Here is a 21,505-nt window from a genome sequence, read left to right as displayed (position 1 = left end):
CGAGCCATGAACCTCAAGATGAAACTGCTCGATCTCGCGCTGATCGGCATCCTCACCGCTGGCGTCGCGACGCCGGTGGCCGCGCAGACCGCGGCCCCGGCGACCGCGCCGGGCACCGCGTCGCCGCTCGTCGCTGCGGGGCGCTACGCCCTGCAGCTGCCGGGCGGTGGCACCGTGTGGGCGGTCGAGGATCCGACGCTCACCGCGCCGCGCCTGGGCGTCAATGCGGGCGGTACCGTGCCGTTCGCCGACGGCCGCATCCAGGGCCCGGTGCGCTTCACCGGCTACACGAACTACCCGGCCTTCATCGACCGCATCGAAGTCGTGCTCTATCGCGAGACCGACGTCGACCTCGTCACGCCGCTGGCGACCGTCACGCTGTCCGGCGGCGCGATGCCGCAGGGCGAGTGGGACGGCACGCTGCCCGCGGGCCTCGCGCAGGCCGGCGATGCGCTGCGCTACGTCACCCGCGCCTACGGCCGCGACGGCGGCGTCGACGAGACGCATCCGCAGCTGATCCAGCTGGTCACGCCGGAGGAGCACCGCCGTGGCGTGGAAGGCCGCCGCATCGCGATCGAGCGCGGCCGCGGCGAGTCGCTCGACGCCGCGCAGGCCGAGACGCTCGACCTGCAGGCGGGTGCGATGGGCACCAATGGCCTGCGCCAGCAGAACATCGCGCTGCACGGCTCGCGCGTGCGCCTCTACGGGCGCGACATCCCGCAGGGCACGCCGGTCACGATCAACGGCCAGGCCGTGCCGGTCACCCCGGAGCGCACGTTCGTCGCCGAGTTCCTCGAGCCGGTGGGCCGCCACGAGTACCGCGTCGGCACGCAGCCGGGCGCGGACACCGCATCGCTCGCCGTCGACGTCACTGGGCGCTACCTGTTCCTCGTCGCGCTCGCCGACGTCACGCTGTCGGAAAACCGCGGCAGCGACCACATCGAGCCGCTCGCCGGCGACGAGCGCTTCGACGACGGCTTCCTGTCCGAAGGGCGGCTCGCGTTCTACCTGAAGGGCAAGGTGAAGGGGAAATACCTCGTCACCGCGCAGGCCGACACGCGCGAGCGCGAGCTCGACCGCCTGTTCACCGGCTTTCTCGATGCCACGCCGCAGGACGTGTTCCGTCGCCTCGACCCGGACGCCTACTACCCGGTCTACGGCGACGACTCGACCACGCGCCGCGACGTCGACACGCAGGGCCAGCTCTACGTGCGCGTCGACTGGGACCGCAGCGAGGCGCTGTGGGGCAACTTCTCGACGGGCCTCACCGGCACCGAGCACGGCCAGTACCAGCGCTCGCTCTACGGCGCCGCGCTCAACTACGCGAGCCGCGGCACGACAAAGCTCGGCGAGCCGCGCACGCAGCTGCGTGCGTTCGGCGCCGAGGCGCAGTCCGCGGCCGGCCATTCCGAATTCCTCGGCACCGGCGGCTCGCTGTACTACCTGCGCCACACCGACCTGCTGCCGGGCTCCGACCACGTCGTGCTCGAAGTGCGCGACGAGCGCACCGGCCGCATCGAGGCGCGCGTCGAGCTCGTGCGCGGCAGCGACTACGAGATCGACGAGCTGCAGGGCCGCCTGATCCTCACCCGCCCGCTCGCGCAGGTCACGCGCGAGAACGTGCGCACGCTGACGCGCGACATGCCGCTCGACGGCTACACGCAGCGCCTGCTGGCCGACTACGAGTACATCCCGCAGGGCTTCGACGCCGACCACGTCTCCGCCGGCGTGCGCGCCAAGCAGTGGCTCGGCGATCACGTCGCCGTCGGCGGCACCTATGTGGACGAGAACCGCGCGGGCGACGACTACTCGCTCGTCGGCGGCGACGTCACCCTGCAGGCCGGCCGCGGCACCTACCTCAAGCTCGAGCAGCACCGCAGCGAATCCACCGCCGCCCCCGTGTTCTATTCCGACAACGGCGGCCTGAGCTTCGTCTCGCGCAATCCGGTCGACAGCGCCCGCGACGGCACGGCAAGCGCCGTGGAAGCGCGTGCGAACTTCCGCGAGCTCGGGTGGACCGCGCAGGACTGGTCCGTCGGCGCCTGGTGGCGCGACGTCGACGCCGGCTTCTCGGTCGCGCGCTTCGACACCGCGACGCCGACGCGCGAGTACGGCGCCGAGTTCCTCGGCCAGCTCAGCGAGCGCTTCGGTGTCTTCGGCCGCGCCACGCGTGCCGAGCGCGGCGGCGCGCGCTTCGACGACGTGCAGCTCACCGCCGACTGGCGCCTCGGCGCCGCGAACCGCCTCGGCATGGAGCTGCGCCGCGTGCGCGAGGCCGGCTTCGGCGTCGACCAGCAGGCGCTGCTCGCCGCGCTCAGCTACCGCCACCGCATCGGCAGCGCGCTCGAGGTCTATGGCGTCGCGCAGGCGAGCGCGGACGCGTCGGGCGGCTACGAGGACAATGATCGCCTCACGCTAGGTGCCAAGTACCAGTTCGGCGAGCAGTCGAGCGTGGGCGCGGAGATCAGCGGCGGCAGCCGCGGGCAGGCCGCGCAGGTCAACGGCGAGTACCGTCTGGGCGACAACCACACGCTCTACGGCGCCTACACCTACAGCACCGACACCACCGCCTCGCGCGTGGCGAGCGAGTTCGACCGCACGCTGCGCAATGGCTGGACGCTGGGCCAGCGCTGGCGCCTGTCGAACCAGCTCAACGTCTACAACGAGAGCCAGTCGATCCGCTCGCCGAACGGCGACGAGGGCATCAGTCACACGCTCGGCTTCGACCTGTTCCCGGCGACCGGCTGGACGCTCGGCTTCACGGTGATGGACGGCGAGCTCGCCGCCACGGCGGGCCTCGTCGAGCGTCGCGCCTATTCCTTGAGCGCGGGCCGTACCGATGCCTCGACGCAGTGGTCGAGCAAGATCGAGTACCGCCGCGACTCCGGCGCCGAGCAGCGCGAGCAGTGGGTGACGACCAATCACCTGATGGTCCGCCTCAACGAGGACTGGCGCATCGCCGCCCGCGCGAACTATGCCGACACCGACGACGCGCTCAACCCGCTCGCCGGCGCGAAGCTCGCCGAGGGCAATGTCGGCTTCGCCTGGCGCCCGCACGACAGCACGCGGCAGGCGCTGTTCGGCAAGGTGACCTACCTCTACGACGTCGCCACGCTCGGCCAGGACGGCGGCGCCACGTACGACCAGCGCTCGCAGATCGCCGCGCTTGAGGGCGTGTTCCAGGTCGCCGACCGCTGGAGCGTCGCGCCGAAGCTCGCCGCACGCTGGGGCGACTACCGCCTCGGCCGCGGCACGGGCGGCTGGGTCGACAGTCGCGCCGACTTCGCCGCCCTGCAGGTGCGTTACCACCTGCCGGGCGCGTGGGACGCGCTGGCCGAGGCGCGCTGGCTCGGCGTGCGCGACGGCGGTGACCGCCGCGGCGCGCTCGTCGGCGTGGACCGCCAGCTCGGCGGGAACTTCAAGATCGGTGTCGGCTACAACTTCACCGATTTTTCCGACGACCTGACCGACCTCGAGTACGACCACCGCGGCTTCTTCCTGAACCTCGCCGGCTTCTACTGAGGCGGGGGAGGGCTGCACGCGAAGGCCGCCGCATACCGGCGGCCTTCGTCGTTTCGGGTGCTGCGCGACGCGCGTGTTCGGGCGGGCAACCACTGGTGCCGGCAACGCGTCGCGTGGACGGGTCGCCGCGCCGCGCAGGCCACCGCGCGGGTGCCCGCTTCACCGCAGTCGGTTGCTACGCACGCGGCGCGGGTATCAAGGTCGCCGGCCACCGTCAGCGCTGAGCCGCAACCAAGGTGAGCTGCGATGCGCGGCCCGCGATCGCAGTCGTCGATCATTCGCGCGGTGCGGGCCCCGTCGATGCGCGCACGCACAGCGTGTACGGAATCGTCGCCATCGTGCCGGCGTCCGGGTCGCGGATCGCCGCGAGCAGGCCGAGCGTCGACAGCCGCCCCATCTCGCGCGTGGGCTGCTGCACGGTGGTGAGCGGCGGCGAGATCTGGTGGGCCAGCGGGATGTCGTCGAATCCGCAGACCGACAGCTGCGCCGGCACGCTGAGCCCGCGCTCGTAGGCCACCGAGATCACGCCCGCCGCCATGTCGTCGTTCGCGGCGAAGATCGCCGTCGGCGGATTCGCCAGGTCGAGCAGGCGCCGCGCGGCGCGCACGCCCGATTCGAACGAGAACTCGCCCGGCACCACCAGCGCGGCCTCAAAGCGCAGCTTCGCGTCCTTCAGTGCCTGCCTGTAGCCGGCGAGGCGCCAGCCCGAGGCGCCATGCGCCGCATGGCCGGTGATATGGCCGATGCGCCGGTGCCCCAGCACGACCAGGTGCATGACCATGTCGTAGGCCGCGCGCGTCTCGTCCATGCCCACGCCGATACCGTCGCTGCGATCGCGCGGGGAGATGCTCGCGAACGGCATGCCCACCTCGCGCAGGTGCTCGAGCAGCTCGGGGCGGTCGGTGAGGGGCGGCGTCAGGACGAGGCCGTCGGGCTGCGCACGGCGGATCAGCCCGTCGACATGCGCGATCAGCGCGTCGCCTGCGCCCTCCAGCGGGCACATCAGCATCGCGTAGTCGTTCGCCTCGCAGGCCGTGAGCACGCCCGACATCACTTCGGTGAGGTAGTTGCCCGACGGATTGTCGTAGAGCAGCGCGATGAGGAACGAGCGGCTGCCGGCGAGGCTGCGCGCGGAGAGGTTGGGCACGTAGCGCAGGCGCTCGACCGCGGCCATCACCTTTTCGCGCGTGGCCTCGCGCACGTTCGGCTCGCGGTTGAGCACGCGCGAGACGGTCTTCATCGAGACCTGTGCCGCCTCTGCCACGTCTTCGATCCGCACTCTCGACACGTTCCGCTCCCGGATGACGGCACCCGACGCATCGCGGGCGGCGCCCAGGGGCGCAGGACCGCGGCGAGTGTAGTGCGAAAGCCGCGGCGTCATGTCGACGCCGTCCCAAGGCCCTGCATGTCGCGGTGCATCATGACGTGCATTATGACAGCGCTATCATCCGTCGGTCGGCAGGCATCCGCGCCGCTGCTGCGCCCCTCTACCGGAGTACCCGCATGGCGATGCCCTCAGCGACCACGACCCCGCACGCGACCTCCCACGACGCCACGTCCCGCTACCCGTTCCTCGTGGTCACGATGCTGTTCTTCATGTGGGGGCTGCTGACGTCACTCAACGACGTGCTGATCCCCCACCTCAAGTCGATCTACACGCTCAGCTACGTGCAGGCGATGCTGGTGCAGTTCTGCTTCTTCGGCGCCTACTTCATCGTCTCGCTGCCGGCGGGCGCGCTGATACGACGCATCGGCTATCAGCGCGGCGCGGTGACCGGCCTCGGGATCGCGGCCATCGGCTGCCTGCTGTTCTACCCGGCCGCGCAGAGCGACTACTGGCTGTTCCTGGTCGCCTTCTTCGTCCTCGCCGCGGGCATCACGATCCTGCAGGTGGCGGCCAATCCGTACGTGACGGTGCTGGGGGATCCGCAGACGGCCTCGAGCCGGCTCACGCTCACGCAGGCCTTCAATTCGCTCGGCACCACGGTGGGCCCCTACGTGGGAAGCGCACTCATCCTCGGCGGCGCGGCGGTACTCACGGCCGACGACCTCGCCACCATGGACGCCGCCACGCAGGCCGCCTACCGCGCCCGCGAGGCCTCCACGGTGCAGGGCCCGTATCTCGGGCTCGCCCTCGCGCTGGCGCTGCTCGCGGTCGTCTTCGCGATCGTACGGCTGCCGAAGATCAGCCACGCGGACGAGTCCCGCGGCAGCGCGGGCTCGATCCTGCGCCATCGCCGCCTCGCCTTCGGCGTGCTCGCGATCTTCGTCTACGTCGGCGCCGAGGTGAGCATCGGCAGCTTCCTCGTGAACTTCCTGGAGAACCCGGCGATCGGCGGCCTCGACGCGGTCACCGCCGGTAAGACCGTCGCGCTCTACTGGGGCCTCGCGATGATCGGGCGGTTCATCGGCGCGGCGGTGATGCGCCGCGTGCGCCCGGGGCTGGTGCTCGGCTTCTGCGCGACGATGGCGGCGCTGCTGGTGCTGGTCGCGATCCTCGCCGGGGGCAAGCCGGCGATGGTCGCGATCCTCGGCGTGGGCCTGTTCAACTCGATCATGTTCCCGACGATCTTCAGCATGTCGCTGCACGGCCTCGGCGAGCAGACCAGCAAGGGCTCGGGGCTGCTGTGCATGGCGATCGTCGGCGGCGCGATCGTGCCGCTGGTGCAGGGCGCCTTCGCCGACCGCATCGGCCTGCAACCCTCGTTCTTCGTGCCGATGCTCTGCTACCTCGTGATCCTCGCCTTCGGGCTGAAGTACGCGCGCCTGTACGACCGCGCCTGATGCGCGCGGTCGTCGTCCTGCTCGCCGCGGCGCTGGCGGGCTGCGTACACGCCCCCGCCCAGGTGCGCGGAAACGTGCCGGCGGACGTGCGCATCGTCCGTGACGGGCCCGGTTGGCAGCTCCGCGTCGACGGCCGTCCCTTCGTGATCAAGGGCGCGGGCCTCGACGATGGTGATCAGGAAGCGCTCGCCGCGCGCGGGGCGAACTCGTTCCGCACGTGGCGGCCCGGCACCGAGCGCGAATCGGGCGATGCGCTGCTCGACCGCGCGCGGCGCAACGGTCTCCACGTCGCGCTCGGAATCCCGATGCCGACGCAACGCCACGGCTTCGACTACCGCGACGCCGCGGCGGTCGACCGCGAGATCGCTCGCGTGCGCGCCGAGGTGATGCGCTATCGCGACCATCCCGCGCTGCTGATGTGGGTGGTCGGCAACGAACTGAACCTCGAGTCGACCGAGCCCGCGGTATGGGACGCGATCGGTCGCATCGCGACGGTGATCCACGAGCTCGACCCGCATCATCCGGTGATGACCACGCTGGCCGGTGTCGATCCCGCCGTGGTGGCCGAGATCCGCCGCCGCGCGCCGGATCTCGACGTACTCGGCGTGCAGCTCTACGGCGACGTCGATCACCTGGTCGAACGCATGCGCGCGAGCGGCTGGCCCGGGCCGTACGTGGTCACCGAATGGGGCCCGACCGGTCACTGGGAGAGCCCGACGACCGCCTGGGCCGCGCCGATCGAGGACGACGCGAGCCGCAAGGCCGCGCTGCTCGCCGAACGCTATGCGCTGCGCATCGCGCCGGCGTTGCAGCGCGGCGCGCTCGGCTCGTATGTCTTCCTGTGGGGCCAGAAGCAGGAGCGCACGCCGACGTGGTACGGCCTGTTCCTGCCGACGGGCGAATCGACGCCGGGCGTCGACGCGATACAGCACGCATGGACCGGCCGGTGGCCCGCGAACCGTGCGCCGCACGTCACCGCGCTGCGCATCGACGGCCGGCTCGGCGTCGAGAACCCGGTGCTCGTGGCGACGACCGTGCACGAGGCTCGCATCGAGGCCCGTGATCCGGAGGGCGACGGGCTGCGGTACCGCTGGGTCGTGCGCGAGGAGAGTCGCGCGACGTCGAGCGGTGGCGACCCGGAGTCCGTGCCGCGTGTGATCGACATGCGCACCGACGACCTCGGCGATGGCCGCCTGCGCTTCCACGCACCCGGCACGGCCGGAAACTTCCGCCTGTTCGTCGAAGTGCACGATGGCCGGGGCCACGCGGCCTACGCGAACATTCCGTTCCGCGTGACGGAGACGGCCGCGCACGCTGCGCCGTAACCCGTGCCGCGTGTGGCGACGATGGCAATGGCGCCACTCCGGATTCGGGTCCGCTCCCACACGAGCGATCGAACAACGCGAGTGCGTGCGACCCGGCATGCGACGGACGGCCGACCACTCGACGAGACGGCGCGAATTCCGCGCCCCGCACCTCGTCAAGCCCGCGGTTCGCTGGCGCACCGCGTCGCGGCGTGCGCGTTGGAGCCGACGCCCCGATGCTGCAACCGCACACAAGTCGTCCCCGATTCTTGTTGACAACGCTGTCATCGGCGTCCGCATAATCCAGCCGCTCGCAGTGGGCGCCGTCGTCGACGTCGGCGCCGTGGAGGATGGATGGATTCGCACCGCATGCAGTCGCGCCGCACCCGACCGATCGCCCACGGGCTCGCGCTCGGGCTCGCGCTGGCCCTCGCCGGCACCGCCCCCGCGGCCACGCCCACGACCGTCGCGATCCCACCCGCCGCGCTCGCCGATCCCGCGCAATGGCCCGCGATGCGTTCGCCGGTCCCCGCCGATCCGCGCATCGAGGCACGCATCCGCGAACTGCTCGCGACGATGACGGTCGAGGAAAAGGTCGGCCAGATCGTGCAGGGCGACCTCGGCAGCCTCACGCCGGAGGACGTGCGCACCTACCGGCTCGGCTCGGTACTCGCCGGCGGCAACTCCGACCCGGGTGCGAAGTACAACGCCCCGGCCGCGGACTGGCTTGCACTCGCCGATGCGCTGCATGCCGCGTCGATGGACACCTCGAACGGCCGCAAGGCGATCCCCGTGCTGCTCGGCATCGACGCGGTGCACGGCCACAACAATGTCGTCGGCGCGACGCTGTTCCCGCACAACATCGGCCTCGGCGCGATGAACGATCCCGCGCTCGTGCGCCGCATCGCCGAGGCGACGGCGACGGAGCTGCGCGCGACCGGCTTCGAATGGACCTTCGCCCCGACGGTCACGGTGCCGCGCGACGACCGCTGGGGCCGCACGTACGAAGGCTATTCGGAAGACCCGGCGCTCGTGTCGCGCTATGCGACCCAGGTCGTCGAAGGCCTGCAAGGCGTGCCCGGAAAGCCGGGCTTCCTCGATGCACGCCACGTGCTGGCGTCGTCCAAGCATTTCATCGCCGACGGCGGGACGTTCGAGGGCAAGGACAAGGGCGATGCGCGCATTTCCGAGACCGAGTTGCGCGACATCCATGGCGCCGGCCACATCGCCGCGCTCAAGGCCGGCACGCAGACGGTGATGGCCTCGTTCTCCAGCTGGAACGGCCAGAAGATGCACGGCAACCGCACGCTGCTCACCGACGTGCTCAAGGACCGCATGGGCTTCGACGGCTTCGTCGTCGGCGACTGGAACGGACACGGCGAGGTACAGGGCTGCACGAACGACAGCTGCCCGGCCGCCATCAATGCCGGCCTCGACATGTTCATGGCGCCCGACACCTGGAAGGCCGTCTACACGAACACCGTCGCGCAGGTGAAGTCGGGCGAGATCCCGATGACGCGGCTCGACGACGCCGTCGCGCGCATCCTGCGCGTCAAGCTGCGGATGGGGCTGTTCGACGCGCCGGCACCGTCGAAGCGCGTGCTCGGCGGTCGCATGGAGCACCTCGGCAGCCCGGCGCACCGTGCCCTGGCCCGCGAGGCCGTGCGCAAGTCGCTGGTGCTGCTGAAGAACGAAGGCGTGCTGCCGATCCGGCCGGATGCACGCGTGCTCGTCGCCGGCGACGGCGCCGACGACATCGGCAAGCAGGCCGGCGGCTGGACGCTCAGCTGGCAGGGCACCGGCACCGCGCGCGCGGACTTCCCGAACGCCGAATCGATCTGGAGCGGCATCGACGCGGCGACGCGTGCCGCCGGCGGTCGCGCGACGCTGTCCGTCGACGGCGCGTACGCGGAGAAGCCCGACGTCGCGATCGTCGTCTTCGGCGAGAACCCGTACGCCGAGTTCCTGGGCGACGTGCCCACGCTCGCCTACCAGCGCGGCAGGGACACCGACCTCGCGCTGCTGCGCCGGCTCAAGGCCGCGGGGATCCCCGTTGTTGCGGTGTTCCTGTCCGGCCGGCCGCTGTGGATGAACCGCGAGATCAATGCGTCCGACGCGTTCGTCGCCGCCTGGTTGCCGGGCTCGGAGGGCGGCGGCGTCGCCGACGTGCTCATCGCCGATGCCCGCGGCACGCCGCGCCACGACTTCAGCGGGCGCCTGCCGTTCTCCTGGCCCAAGACCGCCGTGCAGACGCCGCTCAATGCGGGCCAGCCCGGCTACGACCCGCAGTTCCCGCTCGGCTACGGCCTGAGCTACGCCGCACCGCGCACCACCCCGGCGCTGCCGGAGGACGCAGGCCTCGCGCATGCCGCGGCCGACCCGTCGCTGCTGTTCGCCAACGGCATCGCGCAGCCAGGGTGGTCGCTGCAGGTCGCCGACGCGGGCGGCGCGCCGAAGGCCGTCACGCGATTCCCCACGGGCGACCTCGCACGGGGCGTCACGTTGCGCGCCGTCGACCACCGCGCGCAGGAGGATGCGCGCCGCGCGACATGGCGCGCGCCCGCGGCGCTGTGGCTGCAGGCCGACGCACCGGTCGACCTCACGCGCGAGAGCATGGCCGGCGCGTCGCTGGTCGCCACGATGCGCGTGGACGCACGCGGCACCACCGCGCCGACGGTCGCGATCGCCTGCGGGGACGGCTGCGGCCGTGCGGTTCCGTTGCCGGCCACCGTGCCCACGGGGCGCTGGACGCGCATCGGCATCCCCCTGGCGTGCTTTGCGCGCAACCCGGGCGAACTCGCGCGCGTGAGCGAGATGTTCCGACTCGAGGGCGGGCCGGGCGCCGACATCGCGGTGTCCCGCGTCGAACTCGGCACGCAGGCGGATGTCGCGCTGCAATGCCCGGCGCCTTGAGCACGCTGCATCGCAACAACGTTTTTCCGTGATTTCGCAGGCGGATCCACGCGCGGCGACCGATCGTCGCTCCAAGTTTGACAACGCTGTCATGTACGCGTGGAATGCCGTCGTCCGCGGGCTCCGGCCCGCTCAGCCCAATCGCCGCACCGCGGCCCCGGGGGATCCATGAAGTACCCGATGCACCGCCGACCGAACCGCACCCTTCTTGCCGCCGCGGTGCTCGTCGCACTCGCGCAGCCTGCGTTCGCGCAGGAGACAGGCAGCGCCGCGCCGGCTACCACCACGACCGAGTCCAGCGCCGACGAGCTCGACAGCGTCGTCGTCAAGGGCATCCGCGGGTCGCTGACCTCGTCGATGAACCTCAAGCGCGACTCGCAGGGCGTGGTCGACGGCATCGTCGCCGAGGACATGGGCAAGTTCCCGGACACGAACCTCGCCGAGTCCCTGCAGCGCATCACGGGCGTCTCCATCGACCGTGTCAACGGCGAGGGCTCGCGGATCACGGTGCGTGGCGTCGGCCCCGACTTCAACCTGGTGCTGTTCAACGGGCGGCAGATGCCCGGCGCGCGCATCGAGGACGCGGGGGCATCGAACTCGCGCTCGTTCGATTTCGCGAACCTCGCCTCGGAGGCGGTGAGCGAGATCGAGGTCTACAAGACCAGCCGCGTCGACGTGCCCACCGGTGGCCTGGGTGCGACGGTGAACATCAAGTCCGCGCGCCCGCTCGACAACACCGGCACGCGCGCCAACTTCGGCCTCAAGGCCGTGCACGACACGTCCGTCGAGAACCTGCCGGACCACCTCCAGGGCAGTCGCGTCACCCCCGAAGTGTCGGGCATCTACAGCACCACCTTCGGCGGCGACCGCTTCGGCATCGCGCTGAGCGCGAGCTACCAGGAGCGCGAGTACGGCTTCAGCCAGGTCAACGTCGGCAACGGCTGGCGCAGCTTCCGCGGCGACGAGAACAACTGGGGCACGATCCCGCAGCCCGGCCAGCCGGGTTCGGAGCGCATCACCAACCGCCCGGGCCCGACCGACATCTATTCGGTCCCGCAGAACCTCAACTACAACGTCAACGGCGTACGCCGCGAGCGCACCAACGGCCAGCTGGTGTTCCAGTATGCGCCCACCGACGACTTCACCGCCACGCTCGACTACACCTACTCGGAGAACCGCGTGCAGTCGCGGCGCAACGAGATGTCCGTGTGGTTCAACTTCGGCCCGTCGTCGAGCTCGTGGACGGATGGTCCGGTCGCCGGGCCGAACGTCTATTCCGAGATCATCAACCCCGCCAACAGCGACTTCGCGATGGGCGGCGCGCAGAACGCGACCAAGAACGAGAACGGCTCGCTCGGCCTGAACCTCGAATGGGACGTCTCCGACCGCCTCAAGCTCGGCCTCGACTACCACGACTCGTCGGCCGAGTCCGGCGCGGACAGCCCGTGGGGCTCGAGCGGCGTGCTGGGCACCGCGGGCTTCTTCCGCGGCACCACCACAGTGGACTTCTCGGGCGACTTCCCGATCCTCAACGTCCAGTTGCCGCCGGGCATGACGCGACCGGACGCGTCGCTGATGCAGGTCACCGGCTCGACTTTCCGCAACAGCTACATGAAGTCCGAGGTGGAGCAGCTGCAGCTCGGCGGCAGCTACTCCTTCGAGAACTTCTCCAAGCTCGATTTCGGCGTCGCGGCGACCGAGGTCAACAACCGGTCGGCCTTCTCCAACGTGCAGATGGATACCTGGGGCGGCGCGACGAGCCCGGCGGACTATCCCGACCAGGTCTGGCGCCTTGACGAGATGGGCCGCTACTTCGACGCGTTCCCGGGCGCGAGCAGCCCGAACTTCAGCGACGCATTCTTCGTCTGGGACTTCGAGACCGTCCGGCAGCTCGCCGAGGACGCATGGGCGCGCCGTGGCGGCGACCCGGCGATGTACCGTGCCTCCCCGGTGTTCACCACTGACCGCCGCGTGACCGAGAAGTCGCAGAGCGCCTACCTGGAGTGGAGCCAGACCTGGGACATGGCGATGCCGCTGAGCGTGGCCCTCGGCGTGCGCTACGAGAAGACCGAGGTGACCTCGTCGGCGCTGGTGCCGACGCCGACGGCGATCTCGTGGGGCTCGGCCAACGAGCTCAACATCATCAACGGTCCGGCCAACTTCACCACGCTGCGCGGCGAATACCGCTACTGGCTGCCGAGTCTGGACACCAGCCTCGACGTCACCGACAGCCTCAAGCTGCGTGCGAGCTATGGCCACACCATCGGCCGGCCGGGTTGGGGCGACATCCAGGGCGGGCAGACGCTCGACGCGATCGTGCGCGTCGACGGCGGCGTCGGCGCGCAGGGCAATCCGGCGCTCGAGCCGCTGCGCTCGAAGAACATCGACCTCTCGCTCGAGTGGTACTACGGCCGCAGCAGCTATCTCTCGCTCGGCTACTTCCGCAAGAACATCGACAACTACATCGGCACCACGCAGATCGTCGACACGCCGTTCGACCTGCACACGCCGGTCGGGGGCGCCCGCTGGAACCAGGCGGTCGCATCCGGCTGCGCCGCGACCGACGTCGTCTGCATCCGCAACTACATCTTCGCCAACTTCAACGGCCAGCCGGGCGTGACGCAGACCGGCGTCGACTCCACCGGCAACCGCACCGGCACCATCGTCGGCCAGCCGGGCGATCCGCTCGCGCAGTTCCGCATCAGCACGCCGGCCAACCAGCGCTCCGCGTCGCTCGACGGCTGGGAACTGAACGTCCAGCACCTGTTCGGCGAAAGCGGCTTCGGCCTGTCGGCGAACTATACGATCGTCGACTCGAGCCTGACCTACGACAACTACCGCATCGGTGAGCAGTTCGCGCTCGAAGGCCTGTCGGATTCGGCCAACCTCGTGGGCTTCTACGAGAAGGGTCCGTGGTCGATCCGCGCGGCCTACAACTGGCGCGACAAGTTCCTGGCCGGACGCTTCGACGGCACGGGGCCGAACCCCGTGTATGTCGAGGACTACGGCCAGATCGACCTCAACGTCAGCTACACGCTCAACGACCGCCTGAGCTTCGCGTTCGAAGGCATCAACCTGACCGACGAGACGGTGCGCCTGCACAGCCGCCATCCGAACCAGCTCGAGTTCCTCACGCAGACCGGCCCGCGCTATATGGTCGGCGTGCGCTACAAGTTCTGACCGCCCTGCCCAGCGGGCGCGTCCTGTGGCGGCGCGTCCGTTCGGGCCTATGCTGGCGGCGCAGGACGGGGGAACCGGGTGGACGGAGCGATCAGGCACGTGGTCATCGTCGGCGGCGGCACCGCCGGCTGGCTGAGCGCGGCCGTGCTCGCCGCCGGCCATGGGGCCGACCGTCCCGATGGCCTGCGCGTCACGCTGGTGGAATCACCCGGCGTGGCGCCGATCGGCGTCGGCGAGGGCACCTGGCCGACGATGCGTGACACCCTGCGCGGCATCGGCGTGTCCGAGGCCGACTTCGTGCGCGAATGCGACGTCGCGTTCAAGCAGGGCTCGCGCTTCGACCGCTGGGTGACCGGCGCGGCGGACGATCGCTACCACCATCCCTTCATGCTGCCGCAGGGCCATGGCGAGGCCGACCTGGTCGGCGCGTGGCTCGAGCGTCATGCCGACGCGCCGTTCGCCGAGACGGTCTGCGTGCAGCCGCAGCTCTGCGCCTTCGGCCGCGCCCCCAAGCAACCCGGCACGCCCGAATTCGCCGCGGTCGCGAATTACGGCTACCACCTCGACGCCGGCAGGTTCGCGCCGTTCCTGCAGCGCCACTGCCTGCAGCGGCTCGGCGTGCGCCATGTCGCCGACCACGTGACCGGATTGGACGTGCACGAGAGCGGCGACATCGCCGCGCTGCGCCTGCAAGCGGGCGAGCCGCTCGCCGGCGACCTGTTCGTGGACTGCACCGGCCTGCACGCGCGCCTGCTCGGCGGGCACTACGGCGTACCGTTCGTTCCTCGACGCGACGTGCTCTTCAACGATCGCGCGCTCGCGGTGCAGGTGCCCTATGGCGCGCCGGATGCGCCGATCGCCACGCAGACGATCGCCACCGCGCAGGCCTGCGGCTGGACGTGGGACATCGGCCTGCCGACGCGGCGGGGCGTGGGCTACGTCTACTCGAGCGCGCACACGAGTGACGACGAGGCGCACGCCGTGCTTTCGGCGCACCTGGGCGGCGTCGACGTCGCCGCGCGCCAGCTCGGCTTCGAGCCCGGCTACCGCCGCGAGTTCTGGCATCGCAACTGCGTCGCGATCGGCCTGTCGGCGGGCTTCATCGAGCCGCTCGAGGCCTCCGCCATCGCGCTGGTCGAGCTGTCGGCGGCGATGCTCGACGCACAGCTGCCGGCCACGCGCGAGGACATGGACCGCGTCGCGCGCCGCTTCAATGCGACGTTCACCCACCGCTGGGCGCGCATCGTCGACTTCCTCAAGCTGCACTACGTGCTCTCGCGCCGCGACGGCGCCTACTGGCGCGACCATCGCGACTCCGCGTCGATCCCGGACCGCCTGCACGAGCTCCTCGCGCTCTGGCGCCACCGCGCGCCGTCGCGATACGAGCTCGACCGGGCGGACGAGGTGTTCCCGTCGGCGAGCTGGCAGTACATCCTCTACGGCATGGGCCACCGCCCGCAGCCATCGGCGCTCGCGACGCGGCCCGAACCCCGGCGCCTCGCGCAGGCGCACTTCGCCGACGTCGGCCGGCTCGGCCGCCGGCTGCTCGGCGGCCTGCCCGCGCATCGCGACCTCATCGACGCCATCCACCAGCAGGGCCTGCGGAGGGCCGAACCTTGACCCAGGCGGTACTGCTCAACAATGTCGACCACGTCGACCTGCGCATCGAGACCGCGCGCGGCGCGCGCTACGGCGACGACCTCATGCTCGCGCCCACGTTCCCGGGCGAATTCCGCGACGTGCAGGCCCATTACCCGATCGTGTTCGCGCCGACGCCGGACGGTACATTCCAGCCGGTCGCCCTGTTCGGCTTCCGCGAGGGCGAGAACCTGTTCCTCGAGGGCGACCGCTGGGACGCCACCTACCTCCCGCTCGCGGTGCACCGCCAGCCGTTCCTGATCGGGCGGCAAGGCGACGAGCTCGTCGTGCACGTCGACCTCGCGCATCCGCGCGCCGGCCGCAGCGGCGAGCGCCTGTTCCTCGAGCACGGCGGCAGCACCGACTACCTCGAGCGCGCGACGTCCGTGTTGCTCGCCCTGCACGAAGGCCTCTCGGCGACGCCCGCCTTCGTCGCCGCGCTCGCCGAGCTGCAGCTGATCGAGCCGTTCATGCTCGACGTCGAGCTCGACGACGGCACGCAGAACCGCCTCGCCGGCTTCTCGACGATCCACGAGGAACGTCTGCGCGCGCTGGATGCCACGGCGCTCGAGCACCTGCATCGCGCCGGCCACCTCGAGGCCGCCTACATGGTGCTGGCCTCGCTCGCGAATTTCCGCGCGCTCATCGAGCGCATGAACCGGCGGCATGCACGCCGCGCTTGAGCCGATCGCGGCGCGCGACGACGTCCGTGCCGATGCGATCCCCGACGACGTGCTGCGCGCGACGCAGCCGGTGCTGCTGCGCGGGCTGGCGCGCGACTGGCCGGCGGTGCATGCGGGGCGGGCCTCGCCGCGGGCCGCGGTCGACCTGCTGCGGCGCTTCGATGCCGGCCGCACGGTGGGCGCGATGGTGGGCGCGCCGGACATCGGCGGGCGCTTCTTCTACGACGCGGCGCTCACCGGCTTCAACTTCCACATGGAGCGCCCGCCGCTCGCCGCGGTGCTCGAGGCGCTGCTGCGCCATGTCGACGACCCCGCGCCGCCCGCGCTCTATGTCGGCTCCACCACGATCGACGAGGCGCTGCCCGGCTTCCGCGCGGCCAACGACCTCGCGCTCGGCGCGCGCGACGCGCTCGCGAGCATCTGGATCGGCAACCGCACGCGGATCGCGGCGCACCAGGACGTCCCCGACAACATTGCGGTCGTCGTCGCCGGACACCGCCGCTTCACGCTGTTCCCGCCGGACTGCCTGCGCGACCTCTACATCGGCCCGCTCGACCTCACGCCCGCCGGCCAGCCGATCAGCCTGGTCGACCTGCATGCACCCGACTTCGACGCCTACCCACGCTTTCGCGAAGCCCTCGCGCGCGCGCAGGTCGCCGAGCTCGGTCCCGGGGACGCCCTGTTCATCCCCAGCCTGTGGTGGCACCACGTCGAGGCGCTCGAGGCCTTCAACGTGCTCGTCAACTACTGGTGGCGCGACGCGCCGGCGCACATGGATTCACCGATGGCTGCGCTGATGCTCGCGCTGATGACCATTCGCGATCTGCCCCACGAGCAGCGCGAGGCGTGGCGCGAGATCTTCCGCCACTACGTCTTCGAGGCCGACGAGGCCACCGTCGCGCACATCCCGCCGGAGGCGCGGCGCTCGCTCGCACCGCTCGATCCCGCCACCGCGCGCGAGCTGCGCGCGCGCCTGCTCAAACGCCTCAATCGCTGAGATGCGCATGCACGAAAACACCCCGATCCGACGCGTCGTGATCGCCGGCGGCGGTACCGCGGGCTGGATGGTTGCCGCCGCGCTGGGCAAGACGCTGGGCCGGCAGCTCGACATCGTGCTGGTGGAGTCCGACGAAATCGGCACCGTCGGCGTGGGCGAAGCGACGATCCCCACGCTCGTCACCTTCCATCGCCTGCTCGACCTCAATGAGGCGGAGTTCATGGCCGCCACGCAGGCCACGTTCAAGCTCGGCATCTCGTTCGAGAACTGGCGCGACGTCGGCCGCGACTACATCCATTCGTTCGGCACGACCGGCACCGACCACTGGACGGCGGGCTTCCAGCACTTCTGGCTGCACGGCCGCGCGCGCGGGCTCGCCTCGGACTACGGCGACTATTGCCTGGAGCTGCGCGCCGCGCAGGAGGACCGCTTCGCGCACCTGCCGCGCGGCGGCATGAATTACGCCTTCCACATGGACGCCGGGCTGTACGCGCGCTTCCTGCGGCGCTTCAGCGAGGGCTTCGGCGTGCGTCGCGTGGAAGGGAAGATCGCCGACGTGGTGCGGGGCGAGGGCGCCGACCGCATCGCCGCATTGCGGCTCGCGTCGGGCGATCGCATCGAGGGCGACCTCTTCATCGACTGCACCGGCTTTCGCGCGCTGCTCATCGGCCAGACGCTCGGCGCGGAGTTCGAGGACTGGTCGCACTGGCTGCACTGCGACCGCGCGGTGGCGCTGCAGACGGCGAGCGTGGGCCAGGCCGTGCCGTACACCCGCTCGATCGCCCGCGACGCCGGCTGGCAGTGGCGCATCCCGCTTCAGCATCGCGTGGGCAACGGCCTGGTCTTCAGCCACCGTGACGTCGACGACGACACCGCGATCTCGACGCTGCTCGCCAACGTGCAGGGCGAGGTATTGACCGAGCCGCGCGTGATCCGCTTCCAGCCCGGCCAGCGCCGCGAGACCTGGCGCGGCAACTGCGTCGCGATGGGGCTCGCCAGCGGCTTCCTCGAGCCGATCGAGTCGACCAGCATCCACCTGATCCAGCGCGGCATCGTCCGCCTGCTGCAGATGTTCCCGGCGGCGGGCATCAGCGCACACGACATCGCGGAGTACAACCGGCAGACGCGCGCGGAGATCGAGCACATCCGCGACTTCATCATCCTGCATTACCACGTCACCGACCGGCGGGACACCGCGTTCTGGCGCGGCTGCCGCGAGATGACCGTGCCGGCGTCGCTGCGCCACCGGATCGAGCTGTTCCGCGAGACCGGGCGTGTGTTCCGCGAGCCGGGCGAGCTCTTCGCGGAGAACTCGTGGATCCAGGTGATGCTCGGGCAGGGCATCACGCCGCACGGCTACCACCCGGTGGCGCGGCTGATGGGCGATGCTGAGCTGCGCGGGTTCCTCGACGGCATCCGTGGCGGCATCGAGCGCACCGTCGCGCAATTGCCCCCGCACCAGGCGTATGTCGAGCGGTACTGCCCGGCGAACGCTGCAGCGGGAAAGAGCGCGATGCCGGCCTGAGCCGTGCGCGACCGTCGCATGGCCTCGACGCCCCTGTAACGCGGACGCGCGTGTCATCGCAGCTCCCCGTCCACGGAGCTGCCCATGGCGCGCGTCCTCATCCTCTATTACTCCGCCTACGGCCACGTCGAGACGATGGCCGAGGCCGTCGCCGAAGGCGCGCGCGAGGCCGGCGCGCAGGTCGATATCCGCCGCGTGCCCGAGCTCGTGCCCGAGGAGGTCGCGCGCAAGTCGGGCTACAGGCTCGACCAGCCCGCGCCGATCGCGAAGGTCGACGAGCTGCCGCAGTACGACGCGATCATCGTCGGCGTCGGCACCCGCTTCGGGCGCATGGCCTCGCAGATGGCCAACTTCCTCGACCAGTGCGGCGGCCTGTGGGCGACCGGCGCGCTCACCGGCAAGGTCGGCGCGGCCTTCACCTCGACCGCCACGCAGCACGGCGGGCAGGAGACGACGCTCTTCGCGATCCTCACCAACCTGATGCACTTCGGCATGGTCACCGTCGGCCTGCCCTACAGCTTCCAGGGACAGATGCGGCTCGACGAGGTGACCGGCGGCGCGCCCTACGGCGCGACCACGATCACCGGCGGCGACGGCGCCCGCCGGCCGTCGCAGAACGAGCTCGACGGCGCGCGGTTCCAGGGCCGCACGGTGGCGGAGCTGGCGGCGAAGCTGGCCGGCTGACGCGCCTACGCCGGCTTGGCCACCATCAGCCAGAAGATCGCCAGGAAGGCGAACAGCGCCGGCACCCCGAGCAGCACCCACCCGCGGAATACGCGCCAGTAAGCCGGCGGCAGCGCGGTGCCGTCGCGCGCGGCGGCCGCTGCGAGGTCGCGCAGGCGGATCTGCAGCCCCACCACCGGCAGCCAGCAGGCGATCGCGAGCGCGTAGAGGACGACGGACGTGCGGAGCCACGCCACCTCCATCAGCGGCATGCCCATGCGGTGCGCGAGCCACCAGCCGGTGAGTGGCTGCGCGACCGCCGTGGTCGCGGTGAACAGCCAGTCGGCGATGACGACCCAGCGGGTGACCGCCGCCACCACGCGCACGTCGCGACCGAGCGTGGTGACCAGAAGGTAGAACGCGGTGCCGATGCCCGTGCCGAACAGGATCGTGGCGGAGAGGATGTGCAGCGTCTTGACGAGCAGGTAGTCGTTCATCGGCGGTCGAGCGCGTGCAGCATCCACAGCAGGACGAGGATCGGGAGGTTCTTGAGCACCGGCCCGAACGGATGGCGCCAGAACTCGGGGAGCGCGATGCTGATGATCGCCGTGTAGCTCAGCACGAGCGCGATCGACGCGAGGTACGCGGGGCGTCGCCACCGCCGAGGTGCGAGCAGGCCGAGTCCGAGGGCGATGTCGATCGCGGCGCCGCCGAACAGCGCGACGTCGGCGGCCAGGCCGTGCAGCCCGGCGCGCGCGAGCAGGGCACGGCTGGCGTCGAGCGGGTACAGGCCGAGCGAGAGCAGGCCGGTGACGACGAACACGATCGCGAGCGCGAGCCGCGCCGCGGGCAGCAGCACGCGCAGTTGCGCCTCGCGTCGCAGCATCGGCGCCTCCGCGGGCGTGACGAAGGCCTCGACCGCGCGCGGCATGCGGCCGAGGAACGACGCGAAGGGCCCGGCCGCGGCGCAGTTGCCGCGCTCGAGCATCGCGATCGTCTCCGGATCGACGATCGAGCCCGGGACGCGTGCCATCACGCGCGCGGCCTGCCGCACGAGCGGCATCGGCACCGGCAGCACGCGCAAGGCACCGCCGCCGAGCTGCCGACGCAGCCGCGCGAGGTAGTCGCGCAGCGCCATGCACGCCGGCCCGACCGCCTCGATGCGTGCAGGGGGCGCCGGGTGCTCCAGCGCACGCAGGATCGCCTCGACCACGTCGTCGCGATGCACCGGTGCGAGACGCTGCACGCCGCCACCCGGCAGGGCGAGCACGGGCAGGCTCGCCATCGCGAGGAAGGCGGCCGCGCTCGCGCCGCCCGGTGCGAAGACCACCGAGGGCTGGATCACCACGCCCTCCACCGGCAGCGCGAGCACGGCGTCGTCGGCCGCACGCTTGGAGCCGTGGTAGCGGCTCGTCGCCTGCGCATCGGCACCGAGCGCGGACACCTGCACGATGCGTCGCACGCCGGCGTCCGCGCAGGCGGCGAACAGCGCACGGGGCGCGGCCGAATGCAGCGCGTCGAAGCTCGCGCCGCCTGATTCGCGAAGGATGCCGACCGCATTGACCACCGCGTCGATGCCTGCCAGGCGCGGTCGCCATGCGTCGGGCTCGACATCGCGCAGGAAGTCGCAGGCGATCGGCTCTAGCTGCGGCCAGCGGCGTTTCGCGGCGTCGACGTCGCGCACTGCAGGCACGGGCACATGCCCGCGCGCGAGCAGTGCCTCCACCACCGCGCCGCCGATGAAGCCCGTCGCACCCGTCACCAGCACGCGCAGCGCACGCGGTGGCGTCGGGGCGGGGGCGACGTCGTGGCTCATGCGCCGCCTTCGTAACCCTGCTGCCGCCAGGCCTCGAAGACCACCACCGCCACCGCGTTCGACAAATTCAGGCTGCGCACCTGCGGTCGCATCGGCAGGCGCAGGCGCTGCGGCGCCGGCACGGCCTCGAGCACGTCGTCGGGCAGGCCGCGCGTCTCCGGCCCGAACAGGAAGGCGTCGCCCTCACGGTAGGCCGGCGTGTCGAAGCGCTGCGTGCCGCGCGTGCTCAACGCGAACAGGCGGAACGCCTCGCCGTGCCGGTCGCGCAGGTGGGCGAGGGCGGTGTCCAGGTCGCGATGCACGCGCACGGCCGCGTACTCGTGGTAGTCGAGCCCCGCGCGCTTGAGCTGGCGATCGTCCATGTCGAAGCCCAGCGGCTCGACGAGATGCAGCCGCGCGCCGGTGTTCGCGCACAGGCGGATCACGTTGCCCGTATTGGGCGGAATCTCGGGCTGGTAGAGGACGACGTCGACCATCCGG

General features: G+C 71.2%; 14 protein-coding genes. 10 read left to right on the top strand and 4 right to left on the bottom strand.

Annotation, left to right across the window (positions count from 1 at the left end; translation table 11 throughout):
• The first annotated feature begins 6 nt into the window (after positions 1 to 6).
• Positions 7 to 3,522, top strand: a complete 3,516-nt coding sequence (locus ACYVJJ_RS02440; RefSeq protein ID WP_460830809.1) for a hypothetical protein — start codon at positions 7 to 9, stop codon at positions 3,520 to 3,522.
• Positions 3,523 to 3,796: 274 nt separating this feature from the next.
• Here the strand turns inward: ACYVJJ_RS02440 and ACYVJJ_RS02435 are convergent, their stop codons facing one another.
• On the bottom strand, positions 3,797 to 4,786 hold the full coding sequence (locus tag ACYVJJ_RS02435) for a LacI family DNA-binding transcriptional regulator (RefSeq protein WP_460830807.1): 990 nt from the start codon (positions 4,784 to 4,786) through the stop codon (positions 3,797 to 3,799).
• A gap of 239 nt (positions 4,787 to 5,025) precedes the next feature.
• Here ACYVJJ_RS02435 and fucP point away from each other — a divergent pair, with 239 nt between their 5' ends.
• The 9 genes from fucP to wrbA all read left to right on the top strand — a co-directional run bounded on the left by fucP (position 5,026) and on the right by wrbA (position 19,230).
• On the top strand, positions 5,026 to 6,306 hold the full coding sequence (fucP, locus tag ACYVJJ_RS02430; RefSeq protein ID WP_460830805.1) for an L-fucose:H+ symporter permease: 1,281 nt from the start codon (positions 5,026 to 5,028) through the stop codon (positions 6,304 to 6,306).
• A complete protein-coding gene (locus ACYVJJ_RS02425; RefSeq protein WP_460830803.1) occupies positions 6,306 to 7,631 on the top strand; it encodes a glycoside hydrolase 5 family protein in 1,326 nt (441 codons plus the stop codon). The genes fucP and ACYVJJ_RS02425 overlap by 1 nt, the downstream gene beginning before the upstream one ends.
• 333 nt (positions 7,632 to 7,964) lie before the next feature.
• Positions 7,965 to 10,523 (top strand): glycoside hydrolase family 3 protein, encoded by a 2,559-nt coding sequence (locus tag ACYVJJ_RS02420; protein WP_460830801.1) that lies wholly within the window; start codon positions 7,965 to 7,967, stop codon positions 10,521 to 10,523.
• Between the two features lie 180 nt (positions 10,524 to 10,703).
• The gene (locus tag ACYVJJ_RS02415) at positions 10,704 to 13,703 is read left to right on the top strand and encodes a TonB-dependent receptor (RefSeq protein WP_460830800.1); all 3,000 of its coding nucleotides are present in this window, start codon (positions 10,704 to 10,706) and stop codon (positions 13,701 to 13,703) included.
• Between the two features lie 99 nt (positions 13,704 to 13,802).
• Positions 13,803 to 15,323, top strand: coding sequence for a tryptophan halogenase family protein (locus ACYVJJ_RS02410; protein WP_460830798.1), 1,521 nt, complete (start codon positions 13,803 to 13,805; stop codon positions 15,321 to 15,323).
• Entirely contained in the window at positions 15,320 to 16,024 is a 705-nt protein-coding gene (locus ACYVJJ_RS02405; RefSeq protein ID WP_460830797.1) for a SapC family protein, read from the top strand. The genes ACYVJJ_RS02410 and ACYVJJ_RS02405 overlap by 4 nt, the downstream gene beginning before the upstream one ends.
• Entirely contained in the window at positions 16,008 to 17,021 is a 1,014-nt protein-coding gene (locus ACYVJJ_RS02400; RefSeq protein WP_460830795.1) for a cupin-like domain-containing protein, read from the top strand. Before ACYVJJ_RS02405 ends, ACYVJJ_RS02400 begins: the two co-directional genes overlap by 17 nt.
• A gap of 7 nt (positions 17,022 to 17,028) precedes the next feature.
• Positions 17,029 to 18,546, top strand: coding sequence for a tryptophan halogenase family protein (locus ACYVJJ_RS02395; RefSeq protein ID WP_460830793.1), 1,518 nt, complete (start codon positions 17,029 to 17,031; stop codon positions 18,544 to 18,546).
• 84 nt (positions 18,547 to 18,630) lie between these two features.
• A complete protein-coding gene (gene wrbA / locus ACYVJJ_RS02390; RefSeq protein ID WP_460830792.1) occupies positions 18,631 to 19,230 on the top strand; it encodes an NAD(P)H:quinone oxidoreductase in 600 nt (199 codons plus the stop codon).
• 5 nt (positions 19,231 to 19,235) lie between these two features.
• Here wrbA and ACYVJJ_RS02385 read toward each other — a convergent pair whose 3' ends face one another.
• The 3 genes from ACYVJJ_RS02385 to trmL are packed head-to-tail and all read right to left on the bottom strand — an operon-like array spanning position 19,236 to position 21,501.
• Complete coding sequence (locus ACYVJJ_RS02385) at positions 19,236 to 19,706, bottom strand: DUF2269 family protein (protein ID WP_460830790.1); 471 nt, start codon at positions 19,704 to 19,706, stop codon at positions 19,236 to 19,238.
• The gene (locus ACYVJJ_RS02380) at positions 19,703 to 21,025 is read right to left on the bottom strand and encodes an SDR family oxidoreductase (RefSeq protein ID WP_460830788.1); all 1,323 of its coding nucleotides are present in this window, start codon (positions 21,023 to 21,025) and stop codon (positions 19,703 to 19,705) included. Before ACYVJJ_RS02380 ends, ACYVJJ_RS02385 begins: the two co-directional genes overlap by 4 nt.
• Positions 21,022 to 21,501 carry a tRNA (uridine(34)/cytosine(34)/5-carboxymethylaminomethyluridine(34)-2'-O)-methyltransferase TrmL gene (gene trmL, locus ACYVJJ_RS02375; protein ID WP_460830786.1) on the bottom strand — a complete coding sequence of 160 codons (480 nt, stop codon included), beginning with the start codon at positions 21,499 to 21,501 and terminating at the stop codon, positions 21,022 to 21,024. The genes ACYVJJ_RS02380 and trmL overlap by 4 nt, the downstream gene beginning before the upstream one ends.
• Between the last annotated feature and the right edge of the window lie 4 nt (positions 21,502 to 21,505).

It is taken from the genome of Lysobacter humi (ex Lee et al. 2017), assembly GCF_054781815.1.
This window is presented reverse-complemented; position numbering and strand designations above follow the sequence as displayed.